Origin of the sequence: Ensifer sp. LC163 (assembly GCF_001695855.1) — a bacterium.
In the GTDB taxonomy this organism is placed as follows: Bacteria; Pseudomonadota; Alphaproteobacteria; order Rhizobiales; family Rhizobiaceae; genus Ensifer.
Genome location: NZ_MBSS01000023.1, coordinates 48389 through 62031 on the forward strand (window position 1 = coordinate 48389; position 13643 = coordinate 62031).

At 61.8% G+C, this 13643-nt stretch carries 12 protein-coding genes; 2 read left to right on the plus strand and 10 right to left on the minus strand.

Translation table 11 applies throughout. The annotated features are described in order from the left end of the window. Position 1 precedes the first annotated feature (1 nt). The 5 genes from BC360_RS18475 to BC360_RS18495 all read right to left on the minus strand — a co-directional run bounded on the left by BC360_RS18475 (position 2) and on the right by BC360_RS18495 (position 5665). The gene (locus BC360_RS18475) at positions 2-997 is read right to left on the minus strand and encodes an aldo/keto reductase (protein ID WP_065796434.1); all 996 of its coding nucleotides are present in this window, start codon (positions 995-997) and stop codon (positions 2-4) included. Beyond that, positions 994-2004, minus strand: a complete 1011-nt coding sequence (locus BC360_RS18480; protein ID WP_065796435.1) for a sugar-binding transcriptional regulator — start codon at positions 2002-2004, stop codon at positions 994-996. Before BC360_RS18480 ends, BC360_RS18475 begins: the two co-directional genes overlap by 4 nt. Before the next feature lie 2 nt (positions 2005-2006). After that, a complete protein-coding gene (locus tag BC360_RS18485; protein ID WP_065796436.1) occupies positions 2007-2996 on the minus strand; it encodes an ABC transporter permease in 990 nt (329 codons plus the stop codon). A gap of 28 nt (positions 2997-3024) precedes the next feature. Then, entirely contained in the window at positions 3025-4572 is a 1548-nt protein-coding gene (locus tag BC360_RS18490; RefSeq protein ID WP_065796437.1) for a sugar ABC transporter ATP-binding protein, read from the minus strand. Positions 4573-4636: 64 nt separating this feature from the next. Further along, on the minus strand, positions 4637-5665 hold the full coding sequence (locus BC360_RS18495; protein ID WP_065796438.1) for a substrate-binding domain-containing protein: 1029 nt from the start codon (positions 5663-5665) through the stop codon (positions 4637-4639). 232 nt (positions 5666-5897) lie between these two features. On the opposite strand from BC360_RS18495, the gene BC360_RS18500 reads away from it, so the two are divergent. Next, positions 5898-6905, plus strand: a complete 1008-nt coding sequence (locus BC360_RS18500) for a substrate-binding domain-containing protein (protein ID WP_065796439.1) — start codon at positions 5898-5900, stop codon at positions 6903-6905. Between the two features lie 162 nt (positions 6906-7067). On the opposite strand, the gene BC360_RS18505 is transcribed toward BC360_RS18500, so the two are convergent. The 5 genes from BC360_RS18505 to BC360_RS18525 are packed head-to-tail and all read right to left on the minus strand — an operon-like array spanning position 7068 to position 12095. Then, positions 7068-8333, minus strand: coding sequence for an ABC transporter substrate-binding protein (locus BC360_RS18505; protein WP_065796440.1), 1266 nt, complete (start codon positions 8331-8333; stop codon positions 7068-7070). Positions 8334-8355: 22 nt separating this feature from the next. Then, positions 8356-9192, minus strand: coding sequence for a carbohydrate ABC transporter permease (locus BC360_RS18510; RefSeq protein ID WP_065796441.1), 837 nt, complete (start codon positions 9190-9192; stop codon positions 8356-8358). Continuing rightward, complete coding sequence (locus BC360_RS18515; RefSeq protein ID WP_065796442.1) at positions 9189-10103, minus strand: carbohydrate ABC transporter permease; 915 nt, start codon at positions 10101-10103, stop codon at positions 9189-9191. The genes BC360_RS18510 and BC360_RS18515 overlap by 4 nt, the downstream gene beginning before the upstream one ends. After that, positions 10096-11262: an ABC transporter ATP-binding protein gene (locus tag BC360_RS18520; protein ID WP_065796443.1), complete on the minus strand. Its 1167-nt coding sequence runs from the start codon at positions 11260-11262 to the stop codon at positions 10096-10098. The genes BC360_RS18515 and BC360_RS18520 overlap by 8 nt, the downstream gene beginning before the upstream one ends. Next, the gene (locus tag BC360_RS18525) at positions 11259-12095 is read right to left on the minus strand and encodes a metallophosphoesterase family protein (protein WP_065796733.1); all 837 of its coding nucleotides are present in this window, start codon (positions 12093-12095) and stop codon (positions 11259-11261) included. Before BC360_RS18525 ends, BC360_RS18520 begins: the two co-directional genes overlap by 4 nt. Positions 12096-12528: 433 nt before the next feature. Between BC360_RS18525 and BC360_RS18530 the strand changes: the two genes are divergently transcribed. Next, positions 12529-13617 (plus strand): ABC transporter ATP-binding protein, encoded by a 1089-nt coding sequence (locus BC360_RS18530; protein ID WP_065796444.1) that lies wholly within the window; start codon positions 12529-12531, stop codon positions 13615-13617. Positions 13618-13643: the final 26 nt, after the last annotated feature.

Genomic DNA, 13643 nt, shown 5'->3' on the forward strand with positions numbered 1-13643 from the left:
GTTACCTATCCATGTCAGCGAGCTTCGCCGCTATCGCTTCGTCGATCGTCGCGAGATCCTGGTCGTCGAGCCGGATTGTGCCCGCCCGGGCGTTGTCGAGCGCCTGCGCCGGATTGCGTGCACCGCAAAGGGCAAAGGTCACGCCGGGTTGGGCGAGCGTCCAGGCAATGACCGTCTGCGCGATGCTGGCTAAATGCTTCTCTGCGATGGGCCGTATCGCCTCGGCAAAGGCCGTCGCCTTTTCGCGATTACCGACGGAGAAACGCGGGTTGTCGCGGCGCTGATCGTCGCCCGAAAACATCCGGTCCGGACCGACGGTGCCGGAGAGCAGACCCAGGGCCAATGAGGAATAGCTCAGTGTCGCCACGCCGTTTTTCGTGGTCAGCGGCAGGAGCTCCGCCTCGATCTCGCGATCGATCATGCTGAAGCGTTCCTGGATCGCATCGAGGCGGCCGGTCGCGATATAGGCCTCGAGCTCGGAGCGGTCGACATTGCTGGCGCCGATCGCCCGGATTTTTCCGGCACTTTTCAGGTCTTCCAACGCCCGCACCGTTTCCTCGATCGGCGTCGTCGGATCCTGCCAATGGGTGATGTAGAGATCGATATGGTCCGTCGCCAGCCGCCTCAGGCTCTCTTCGACCTCGTGAACGATGGCGTCACGGCCGAGGTAACGATGGACCGGCTTTCCGTCCTGGTCGAAGAAATGGCGTCCCTTCGTCGTGTGCCAGACGAGGCCGCATTTGGTCGCAATCACCGCCTTGTCGCGACGACCGGCCAGCGCCTTGCCGACGATTTCCTCGGAGCGCCCGAGGCCATAGGCGGGTGCCGTGTCGATCAGGGTTACGCCGGCATCGAGCGAGGCCTGGATCGCGGCGATCGACGAGCCTTCGTCCGTACCGCCCCACATCCAGCCACCGATCGCCCAGGTGCCGAGACCGACGGCGGATGCCTTGACACCGGAGCGGCCCATCTCGCGCGTCAACTGTTCACTGCTCATGCCGAAAGTCCCTTTTTGCTTGCCATGGCAAGGATGCGCTCGCCGGTCGCCTCGTCGGTCACGAGTGTATCGAGATGCCTGCCACGCAGGACGCTGAGAATGGGCCCGGCCTTATTCGGCCCGCTCGCGACCCCGATCTTGGTCGGGATCGATGCGAACTCGTCGAGCGTCAGCGAGACGAGCGAGCGGTTGAGGCTGTAGTCGCAGAGCCGGCCCTGGTCGTCGAGCAGGTGCGCGAGCAGTTCGCAGCTTGCGCCCGAGCGCTCGATCGCAGCGCGATCGGTACTGGAGGACGGGTGCAGGTCGTAGTAGCTCGAATCGTCGGAAAGGATCGAACCGATGCCGACGATCGCCACCTTGGCTTCCCTGGCGCGTTTGAACACGTCGGCCACCGAGCGCATGTTGATCAGCATGGCGCGCTCCGCGGCGCTATCGGCAAAGAGCGGCGCATGGATCTGATAGGACCGTCCGCCGAGCCGATCCGCCATCAGGGTCGAGACGTGGTTGACGTCGGTATAGTGCTTGCCCTGCACGCAGCCCGTCGCCGGGACCACCTCGACGTTGAGGCGCCGTGATGGCTGCAGGCCGGCAACAACGGCGCTGACGCCCTTGCCGCCGGTGATGCAGATGGTGTCGCCGTCGCCGATCTCTTCCATCAGCAACCGGGCCGCAGCTTCCCCTACCGCCTGCAGCGCCGTCTGCTGGTTATCGGACACCGTGGGAACGACGACGGCGCGGCTGATGCCGCCGAGAGCCAGCAATTGTTCCTCCATGTCAACGAGCGGTTCGATCGGCGACTTGATCTTGATTTCGACGAGGCCGAGCTGGCGTCCGCGCTTGATCAGACGGTTGACCGTCGGCTGCGAGATGCCGAGCCGGTCGGCAATCTGCGACTGCGTCAGGCCTTCGAGGAAGTGCAGCACCAGTGCCTGGTGCATCTGCCGGGCAACGACGAGTTCTTCGCGCGCGCTGGAGATGATGTTCTGATTGGGATTGGCGATCGGCATGTTCAGATGGCCTTCCGCTTATGCAGAAAATGATCGATGGAGACGGCTGCAAGCAGAATGCAGCCCTTGATCATATCCTGCCAATAGACCGAAACGTCGAGCAGGATCAGCGAACTGGTGACGACCGACAATAGCGCGATGCCGAGGATGGCGCCGAGGATCGTGCCCGAGCCGCCGTTGAGCGACGCCCCGCCGATAACGGCAGCCGCAATGATGTTGAGTTCCATGCCGACGCCGAAAGTGGGCGTGGCGGCGCCGAAGCGCGACATGTAGATGACGCCGGCGACACCGGCGAGCGTCGAGCAGAGCACCGTCACCCAGAACTTCACCTGCTTGGTCTTGATGCCGGAATAGAGCGCCGCCTTCTCGTTGCTGCCGGTGTAGAACACCTTGCGAAAGGCGGTTGCCCGGCGCAGCAGGAAGTCGAAAAGGATCACGACGGCGACGAAGATCAGGATGACATAGGGAATGCCCTGGAACGTACCCTGCCCGACGGCCTTGAACGATGCCGGCAGGGTGAACAGCGACAGCGGCGTGCCCTTGGTGATGACCAGGCAAAGCCCGCGCACGATCACCATCGCCGCCAGCGACGTGATGAAATGGTTGAGCCCGACCACGGTGACGAAGAAGCCCATGATCGCGCCGATGAGGCTGCTTGCGAGGATCCCGAGGAGCGAGGCCGTCCAGGGGTCAAGCCCGGCGAGGAACAGCGACCCTGCCAGCACCATGGCAAAGCAGACGACGGATCCGACTGCCAGGTCGATGCCGCCGACGATCAAGAGGATCGTCATGCCGACGACGACGATGCCTTCGACCGAAAAGCTCATCAGCATCGCGCGCATGTTGCCGAAGGTGAGGAAGTGCGGCGAGGCGAAGCTCATGACGATGCCGAGCGCGAGAATGATGGCGATCAGCCCTGCCTCGCGCATCGTACCGATCCGTCGCCAGGCCGGAACCCGCACCTGCGTTGCAACCACCGTGTCGACTGCCATTTCCGCCTCCCCATTCACTCTGCTTGTCTCAGGCAACATGCTCGGCCGCCCTGATATTTTGTGTATCGCTGCGCTGCCCGACCCCGGATGCGAGGCGGATCACCGCTTCTTCCGTCATCTCGGCTTCGCCGAGCTCGCCGGCGATACCGCCTTCGCGAACCACGAGTACCCGATCGCACAGCCCCAAAAGTTCGGGCAGTTCCGACGAGATGACGACGATGCCGATGCCCGAGCGCGCGAGATCGCGCAACAGGCGGTGAATTTCCGATTTGGCACCGACGTCGATACCGCGTGTCGGTTCGTCCATGAGAATGACCTTCGGCCGCACCGCGAGTTGCTTGGCGATCGCCACCTTCTGCTGGTTGCCGCCCGAAAGCGATGATACCGGCATGGCGATGCCGCCCATGCGCACGCCGAGCCGCCGGGTGAAATCGCGGGCGAGGTCCGCTTCCGCCTTCGCGTTCATCAAGCCGAGCGGCCCGGTCAGCGTCTTCAGATCCAGCACTGAAATGTTCTGGGCGATCGACATGTCGACGAACACGCCGGAGCCCTTGCGATCCTCCGAGAGATAGACGATGCCGGCATCGACAGCGTTCCTGTAGCTACCGATCGCCTGCTTCTTGCCGTGCAGCAGCACGTCACCGCGCACCTTCCTGCGCAGACCGCAGATGGCTTCCGCGATCTCGGTGCGGCCCGAGCCGATCAGCCCGCCTATCCCGAGAATTTCGCCCTTGCGCAGTTCGAAGCCGACGTCATCGATGCGTTCGCCGTCGCCAAGACCGCGCACCGACAGGATGACGTCGCCGGATTGCTCGCCCGGTGCCTGCTTCGGCGGATAAAGTTGCGTGATCTCGCGCCCGACCATGCGGCGAACGACATCATCCGGCGTCACATCCGCAACGCGCTCCGTCGAGACGTGGCGACCGTCGCGAAAGACGGTAACGCGATCGCACAGGCTGAAGATCTCGGCCATGCGATGGCTGATATAGATGATGGAAATACCCGCAGCCTTCAGGTCGCGGATGATGCCGAAAAGCGCCTGCGCCTCGGCCTCCGTCAGCGCTGCCGTCGGCTCATCGAGGATCAGCACCCGGCAATCGAGCGTCAGCGCCTTGGCGATCTCGACCAGCTGCTGGCTGGAAATGGTAAGGTCGGCGACCTTCCGGCGCGCGTCGATCGGCGCCAGCCGGTTCATCACCGCCTGCGCATCGCGGGCAAGCGACGCGTAGTTCATCAGCGGCGAGCGCCGCCGGTTGGTCGCGGCCATGAACATGTTTTCCGCCACCGTCGCGTCCGGGCAGAGCGCGATCTCCTGGTGGACGAGACCGATGCCGAGCGACTGGGCTGCGGCCGGCGAGGAGATCTTCGTCGGCGTGCCGTCGACGAGAATTTCTCCCTCGTTCGGCTGCAGCACGCCGGCGATGATGTTCATGAGGGTGGATTTGCCGGCGCCGTTCTCGCCGCAAAGCGCATGGATTTCGCCCTTTTCGAGGTTGAAATCCACATTGGTCAGTGCCTTCACAGCCCCGAAGTGCTTGGTGACGTTGCGGACCTGAAGGACCGGCTGCGATATCATCGCCTTCTCCACTATCGATCGTTCGACCGGCTATCCGGGTATCCGGATAGCCGTATCAAAACCCTTACTCGTCAATGCCCTTGGTGCCGCGGCGCTTCAGGTACTTGTCCCAGTAGAAGTCGTCCGCATTGGCGGCAGTGACGATGGAGAGACCATTGTCGACGAAGGGAATGCTCATCGGGTTGAAGCCGGAACGTTTGGCGTCGTTCATCGGGTCTATGAGCTCGGGATGCTTGGCGAGCCACAGCAGCATGAAGCCCATATAGCCCTGCATGCCCTGGTTCGGGTTGATCGAGCCGAACACTTCGCCGGCCTTGATCATGTCGAGGATGTTGGCGTTGACGTCCGCGCACATGACGAGAACCTTACCGCCGCTTTCCTTGCTGGCCTGTGCGGCACCGATCGCCGAGTTGGCTTCCGGCATGAAGACCGCGCCGAGGTTCGGGTTGGCCTGGATCAGGCTCATCAGGCCCTGATAGGCCTTGTTCGGATCCTGGTTGGATGCGGCGCGGCCGACGAGTTTCATGTCGGGCCACTTTTCAGCCATGCGGCCGACGAATGCGGCGATGCGCTTGTCGTGGTTGTCCTGGCCGGGGTTTTCCAGAACGGCATATTCGCCCTTGCCGCCCATCTTCTCGGCGATCGCATCGGCGGCGTAAACGCCTTCGCGGGTATTGTCCGAGGTGATGAACGAGATGCGCTTGGAGAGCGGCGAGTCGGCCGCAAACGTGACGACAGCCGTGCCCTGGTCGATCGCCCGATTGATCGGCTCGATGAACGGATCCGAGTTCATCGGATGAACGAGGATGCCGGCCGGGTTCTGCGCCAGCGCCTGATCGAAGGTGGCGATCTGCTTGTTGACGTCATATTCCGGCGTGCCGGTATATTCGGTCTCGCAGCCGAACTGCTGGCCGGCCTGCTTGAACATCTCATAAACCGGGAACCAGTATTCGACGCCTGAAACCATGACGTTCATGACGTATTTTTCGCCGGGTTCGCAGCGAAATGGATTGGCCGTCTCCGCGCTGGCGGGGCCAGCCAGAAACGTCGTTGCAATGACCGCCAGTGCGGTCGAGCTCAAAAAAGTGCGCAAGCGTCCTCCTCGAGGCCGAAGCCCCTCCCAAAACCAATGGTGCCGTCAGAAATGACCGCTGATGTGTGAGTTTGCCGGAACTCCTCCTCGACTTCCGACTATGGTGATTAAAACGGCGAACGATCGGCCTGTCAATATAATTCATACCATGAATAATAATTCACGGCATGGCAATCCAGTCGGTGCACAATCGGTTCAATTTCCTGTCACGGACGTTCGCTAGATACCGGCGATGGCAACCCTTCAGCAAATCGCCTTTCAGGCCGGCTGCTCATTGGCAACGGTGTCGCGCGTCCTCAAGGGAGACGGCCCCGCGAGCGACGAGATGGTCCGCCGCGTGCGGCGAGCGGCGGCCGAACTCGGTTACCGATCAGTTGCATCGAACGGACGCGGCGCCGGACGCAATAGTCCGGTCGTCGGCGTGCTCGTGCCGAGCGTGACGAATCCGGTCTTTGCAGCGTCGCTGGCCGGTATCCAGCACCGCATGCAGGCGGCCGGCCACGGCGTGCTGATTGCCCAGTCCAACTATGATCCGTCGTCCGAGGCAAAAGCGGTAAGCGCATTGCTCGAGCAAAGGCCAACGGGATTGATTGTCACCCTGTGCAATGCACATAGGAGCGAGGCGTTATCGGCGGCCCTTCCGCCGACGGTGTTGCTCAACAACCTGCCGATCGCGCGATTTCAGGCCGCGGTGACGGTCGAAAATCATCGCGCGGGCCGTGACATCACCCAGCATATCCTCCAGCACGGACACAGTCGCATCCTCTATGTCTCCGGCCATTTCGTCTCCTCCGACCGGGCGCGACTGCGATATGAAGGGTATCAGGCGGCGATGAAGGACAGTGGGCTCGATCCGCTCGCCTCCGTTCAGATCCCCTTTGTCGACGGCTATGAGCACCTCGAACTCACCGCCGCGATCGAGCGGCATCGGCCAACGGCGATCATCGCTTCCAACGATCTGCTGGCGCTCGGCGTCATCAGCGCCCTCAGGCGCGAGGGATTGTCGGTGCCGGGCGATGTTTCCGTCGCCGGCTTCGACGGCATCGCTATCGGCCGCCTGATGAACCCGTCGCTGACGACGATGACCATGCCGGATGGCGACATGGGGGTGGCGGCCGCAGCCATGTTGCTCGATATCGCCGAAAACGCCTCGCAATCCCGCCATCTGCGCCTGGGCCATCGGCTCTATGTCGGCGAGACGGTGCAGCAATTGCGCTACAGCACCGCGCGTCAAATATGACGCGCTAAGGACGCTGTAACACCCTAAACTTGCTGCATAATTTTTTCCTTAAATCGATTCCGACTTAAGGAATTATGCAGCAGGCAGAAGGAAGAACACCACCCTGCGAGATTTCGCCGGGTGGTGTCGGTTTCAGCAACGGTGCTGGTCGCTTGGTGCGATTTAGCTGCGCGGCAGCAGGCCCTCCACTTCGGCAGCGGCGTCCTCGAGCGCCTCTTGCGGCGTGGCCGTCTGCTCGACGACACGCGAGAGGTTTTCGACGATCGATTGCGTCACCTTCACCCCGTTGGTACCGGGAAAGGCATACCATGGCATCATGCGCGGCATCTGCTCGAGGCCAGCGCGAAACAGCGGGTTCTCTTTGTAGAAGTTGGCGAGATAGTCCGGCGACGTCGCGGCCAGTTCGTTGTTCGGCACGTAACCGGTGCCGGGCACCACGACCGATGCGCCGTAGGGGCCGGCTGCGAACTTCGCAAACTTCCACGCTGCGTCCTGCTTTTCGGCGTCGCGGGTGAGGATGACCACCGCGTTCCCACCTGTCGGCAGCTTGCCGTTTTCCGGATCGATCAGCGGAATATGCGCGGTGCGCAGGTCGAACTTGCTGCCGACGTTCTTGATGGTGTTGCGAAGGGCGCCTGTAGTCTGGAACGCGAAGCCCACCTTGCCGGCAACGAAAGCCTGCTCACCGGCCTGCTTGGTCAAAACCGGAAGCCCACCCTCCTTGACCATGCGGTCAAGCACAGCGATCGCCTTCTCGCCTTCCGGGCCGTTGAACGCAACCTTGCTCTCGTGTTCGTTGAGCATGTGTCCGCCCGCACCGAAAAGCAGCGCAGAGAACATCCAGTCATCGCCCTGCCAACGGAAGTCGATGCCTTCATTGCCGTCGCCGAGCGCCTTGATCTTGCCGCCGAGCGCAATGACATCGTCCCAGGTCTTGGGCGGGCTGTCCGGGTTTCCGCCGGCTTTGCGAACGAGATCGGCGTTGTAATACATGATCGGATTGGATGTCGCGAAAGCGAGACCGACCTGTTTGCCGCCGACCTGGGCGAGCTTCAGGATGTTGTCCGAAAAGCCCTGCTCGGCCATGTTGCCGTCCTTGGCAATGAACGGGCCGAGGTCGACGGGAATGTCGCGCTCATTGACCATGCGCAGGCGATTGAGGCCGATGAACGTCAGATCAGGCATCTCGGCGGTACCGGCCTGACGCATGATCGTCTGAATGCCTTCCTCATAGGTCGCCGAAGGATTGGCAAAGGTGACCTTGATGTCGGGGTTTTCCTCCATGAACTTCTTGGAGATCGTGTCCATCACGTCCTTGAAGAAGCCCGGCATCGGGTAGTGCACCGTCAGCACCGTTTCGGCATGGGCCGGGACGGTGAAGGTCATCGAGATCGCAGCCGCCGCGAGAAGCTGTTTGAACTGTTGCATGACGTACTCCTGGTTGGACCGGTCAGCCTTTGAGCCCGGTCATGGTGATGCCCTCGACGAAGCGTTTCTGCGCAAGCAGGAAGGCGGTGACGAGAGGAAGGGTAATGATCAGCGTGGCAGCCATCAGCGCGCCGTAGTCGTCGCCGGCTTCCGCCGCACGGAAGTAGAGAAGGCCGAGCGGCGGTGTGGCGTAATCCTGGTTGGTCACGACGATCAACGGCCAGAACAGATCGTTCCAGTGGGCGACGACCGAGAAGATCGCGAAGGCGGTGATCGCCGGCCAGGCATTGGGCACGACCACCCGCACAACGATGCCCGCTTCCGACATGCCGTCGAGCCGGGCGGCCTGGATGAGATCGTCAGGGATGGCGCGGAAGAACTGGAGGAACAGGAAGATCGCGAACACCGATATCGAGAACGGAGCAACCAGCGCCAGATAGCTGTTGAGTACCGACAACCGGTCGAAGGCGACATAGAGCGGCAACGCCGTCGCATGGATCGGCACCAGCAGCCCGATCATGACGAGCACCATCATGGTGCGCGCCGCCTGAAACCTCAGCTTGGCCATGGCATAGGCGCAGGGGATGGCGACCACCACTTGCACGACGAAGATGAGGGCGCAGACGATGACCCCGTTGATGAGCAACGTCGACATGGAGACCCGCGACAGGGCCTTCGAAAAATTCTCGATGTAGGACCATTGCTGCGGGATCAGCCAGAGCGACGACGAGAAGATCTCGCTCTGCGCCTTGCCGGCGGTCGAAATCATGAAGATATAGGGAGCGAGAAAGATGAGCGCCCCGAACGACAGGACGGTGAGCCGCGCGACGCGACCTATGGAAAGGGAGGTCGTGGTCATGCGTAGTGCACCTTCCGGTCGAGGACGCGGTATTGCAGGAACATGAGGGCAACGAGTATGGCAAGGAACACCACTGTCATCGCCGAGGCATAGCCGACACGGAGGTAGACGAAGCCTTCCTGGTAGATGGTGAAGAGCAGCACTTCCGACGCCTTGTTCGGACCGCCTTCAGTCAGGGTTTTCACCGTCTCGAACACCTTGACCGAATTGATGACGCTGATCGTGGTGACAAAGAGCGTCGTCGGCCCAAGCATCGGCCAGGTCACGAGCCGAAAGCGATCGAACCATGACTTGGCGCCATCGATCTGCGCTGCCGCATAAAGCTCCCGCGGGATCGCCGTAAGACCGGCCAGGAACAACACCATGTTGAAGCCGACCGATTGCCAGACGCCGATGATGGCGAGCCCATAGAGAACCGTGCCCGAGGCGCCCAGCCAGTTCGGACCGGCGATGCCGAAGAAAGCGAGGAAGGCGTTTACCGGGCCGATCGTCGGGTGAAACAGGAATTGCCAGACGGTAGCCATGGCGACGAGCAGGGAGGCCACCGGCAGGAAGTAGACAGTGCGGAAGAACGCCCTGCCCCGTGTTTCGGCCTCGATCAGCATGGCGATCGCCAGCGCGAGAATGATCGATGCCGGAGCGACGATGATCGTATAAACGGCGGTATTCCAGAGCGACCGGAGGAAGGTACGATCACCGACAAGCTCGGCATAGTTCTCGAAACCGACAAACCGGAACCCGGCATAGCCGAGTTCGAAATCGGTGAAGCCAAGGACGATGACTGCCAGCGTCGGCAGAAGGATGAAAAGGAACAGCAGGACGATCGCCGGCAGCGCCAGCAGCCAGGCGACGCGTGCCTCGCGTGCCGCCGGCTCGACGGCAAAATGATCCACGGTCGCAACGCTAGCCATTGGCCGTCTCCAGCGCCGTCATCATGCCGATCGGCTTTGCCGCCAACCGCTCTCCGTCCCGACCGAAGAGCATAACGCGCTCCGGTGTAACATCGATGCCGACCGGCATTCCTGTCGACAGAGAGGCAGCCTCGGACGGTGTCGACTTGATCGTGACGGCGCCGCCGATCGCATCGAGGCGTGTATGAACGATGACCTCTGAGCCCAGAAACTCCATCCGTTCGACACGCGCGCGCAGCATCCCGCCATTGTCGGCCCGGACCCGCACAAACTCTGGCCGTACGCCGACCATGACGGGTGTCTCTGCTGCGCTGCGATTTTCCCCGGCGAGCACCAGGCCACCGAAGCGCACGACACCGGATACGTCCATGCGTGTTTCAAGCACATTGATTTTCGGCTGGCCGAGAAAGCGCGCGACTTCGATGTGAGACGGGTTATCGTAGATCTCCCTGGGATCGGCCAGTTGCAGCAGACTTCCCCCGATCATCACAGCGACCCGATCGGCCATGGATAGGGCTTCCGATTGGTCGTGTGTGACGTAAAGCGTCGGCACGCCTGCACGACGATGCAAGTCGACGATTTCGCCGCGCGCGTGAACGCGCAGGTTCGCGTCGAGATTGGACAGCGGCTCGTCCATCAAAAACACGCTCGGTCGCCTGACCATGGCGCGCGCCAGCGCCACGCGCTGCCGCTGACCGCCCGACATCTGTCCGGGCTTGCGCCCAAGCAGGTGATCGATTTTCAGGGACGATGCCATCTCGTCGACCTGGCGCTGGATGTCGGCGCAGATCTGCCGCTGGCCCGGCAACAGGCTGCCGAGAAGCGGCAGGCGCTGCATCGCCGTCAGCCGCCGCATGGCGAGCGGGACCGCAATATTCTGGCCGGCGGTCAAATGCGGATAGAGTGCGTAGGATTGAAAGACCATGGCGATGTTGCGGTCCGCGGCCGGCACCCGCGACACATCGCGGCCGGCGATGGCGATATCGCCATGATCGGCGTGATCCAGTCCCGCCACGATCCGCAGAAGCGTGCTCTTGCCGCATCCTGACGGCCCGACAAGCGCGATGAACTCGCCCGCTTCCGCCTCGAAGCTGATACTCTTCAGGATCGTGTTCCCGCCATAGGACTTGGCGATGCCGCGAAGCGAAAGCACGGTCATTGCACCACCTCCACGGGCGTCTTTGCAGCGCGCGGATAGACCTCCTCAACCACCGGATCAAGGATGTGTGTCGTCAGCCCCGGTACGGCAACGACCTCGCTCGAAACCTGGCGCCCCTCGAAACGATGCACGACGGCACCGACCAGCCGCTCGCCTGGCATCTCGCGCTCGAGGGTGTCGACGATGAAGGATGTCGGCGGAGCCCAAACGAGGGATGTTCCTTCCTGCTCGCCGGTCCAGGCCCAATGAAGATGGCCGCTGGCATGAAGGGCGACGTTGCGGCCGGCCATCAGGTCGAAGAGCCGTTGGCGTTGACGGGGCCTCACGCTCCAGTAACCGGTATCGCCCTCACCCGGATCATCGACGAAAAGCGGTTTGTGCGCGAAGATCGCGACTGGACGGTCCCCGGCGGTCTGCAATTGCTCGGCTAGCCAGGCGAACTGCCGTTCGTCCTCCTCGTCGTCGAAGCCGAAGAGCTGACTGTTCAGACCGATGAAACGCCAATCGCCACGGTCGCAGCACCAGTAGTCCTGCCCCGCATGTGCTCTCCAGCGGGCAAGACGGATGGGGTCGACCGGCTGCACCGAGCCCGGCAGATGCCCGACATCATGATTGCCGGGTACCATCAGCACCGGCGCGGAAAGCTGCGCCATCAGTTCCATTGCAAAGGTGATGTCCTCGAGGCGATCGGCGCCGTCGATGGTCAGGTCGCCGGTATGGATCACCAGATCCGGCGTCATCGCCTCGATCCATTGGAGCAGAGGATTCCAGTTGTCGTTGAAATGCGGCTTCGACGGGCTGAGATGTGTATCGCTGATCTGGATGATCTTCACGGAATTCGGGCCTCCGACCATGGTCATTGCGCATGTCGTCCGGAAGCCGTGTCGCTCCCGTTCGGTGCTTAGGCCGCACTGTTTAGGGAGCTGTCTTGTCAGTTTGGTAACAGACGTTCTCAGCTGTTTTTCAGTTTCTCCATGAAAGCGTCACGTTCCGACGTCCATGCGCGACCACGATGGCAGGTGGAGGAAAACCGGACTGGCCTCTCGCCAAAAGGCGGGCGGTGCCTGTGCTCAAAAATTCACATTATTGTATACAATAATTTGCGCCTATTGACGACAAAAGCTCATTTCGTGAGCAGAAGGTTGTTGCGCCGGATATAGCGGATTCGGCAAAACACCAGATTCCTAAACGAAAATATAGAGTTATCGTCGTCGCACGAGATTGGCACGTTTGATGCATCTTCCCTGTGATCAGGAGAAAGCCATCATGTCGAAAGCCGCCGAGATCGATATCGTATCTGTTTCCAAGATCTACGGCGCGACAACCGCCGTGCATGCCATCAGCCTCAAGATCCCCGCAGGCAGCTATTGCTGTTTTCTGGGGCCGTCGGGGTGCGGGAAGACATCCACATTGCGCATGATTGCCGGCCACGAGAGCATTTCCTCCGGCGACCTCCGTCTCGGCCATGTCGTCGTGACCGATTTCCCGCCGGCCCGCCGCAATACCGCGATGATGTTCCAGTCCTACGCCCTGTTTCCTCATCTCGACCTCGTCGACAATGTTGCCTTCAGCTTGAAGATGAAGGGCGTCGACAAGGAAACGCGCCGGGCCAAGGCGCTGGCCATGTTGAGGCTGATGCAGATGGAGGCCTACGCCGGCCGTCGGCCGGCGCAGCTTTCGGGCGGACAGCAGCAGCGGGTGGCACTCGCACGTGCCTTGATCACCGAACCGGAAGCTCTGCTGCTCGATGAGCCTTTGTCGGCACTCGATCCCTTCCTCAAGATCCGCATGCGGGCAGAACTGAAGAAGCTGCAGAAAACGCTCGGCATCACCTTCGTCCACGTCACGCACAGCCAGGAAGAGGCGATGGCTTTGGCCGACCTGATCGTGGTGATGAACGATGGCCGCATCGAGCAGGCGGCAGCGCCGCGCATCGTCTTCGAGAAGCCGGCAACGGCCTTCGTCGCCCGTTTCATGGGCGACCACAATGTGCTTTCGGGCCGAGTGAGCGCCATCCGTGACGGGATCGTCGAGATGGAGGTGGCCGGTGGCCAGAGTTTTGCCGTTCGCGACATCGCTCAGGAAATCGGTGCGCCAATCGACATCGGCATCCGCACCGACCGCGTTCGCCTCGAACCTGCCTCGGAAAAGACCCTCGGTTTTCAGGCGGTGGTCTCCAACATCGAATATCGCGGCGCTTCAGTGAAGCTGACCGTTAATGGCGCCGGCAGCGACGACTTCACAGTGATCGTCAGCGATGCCGACTATTTCAACAGAACCGTGTCGGTCGGCGACGCGGTGTCCCTGAGCTGGACCCTGGGGGATGTCGTCCCCCTCGGTCGCCTTTCAGCATGAGTGACCAACCATCAAAAAAGGGGAAC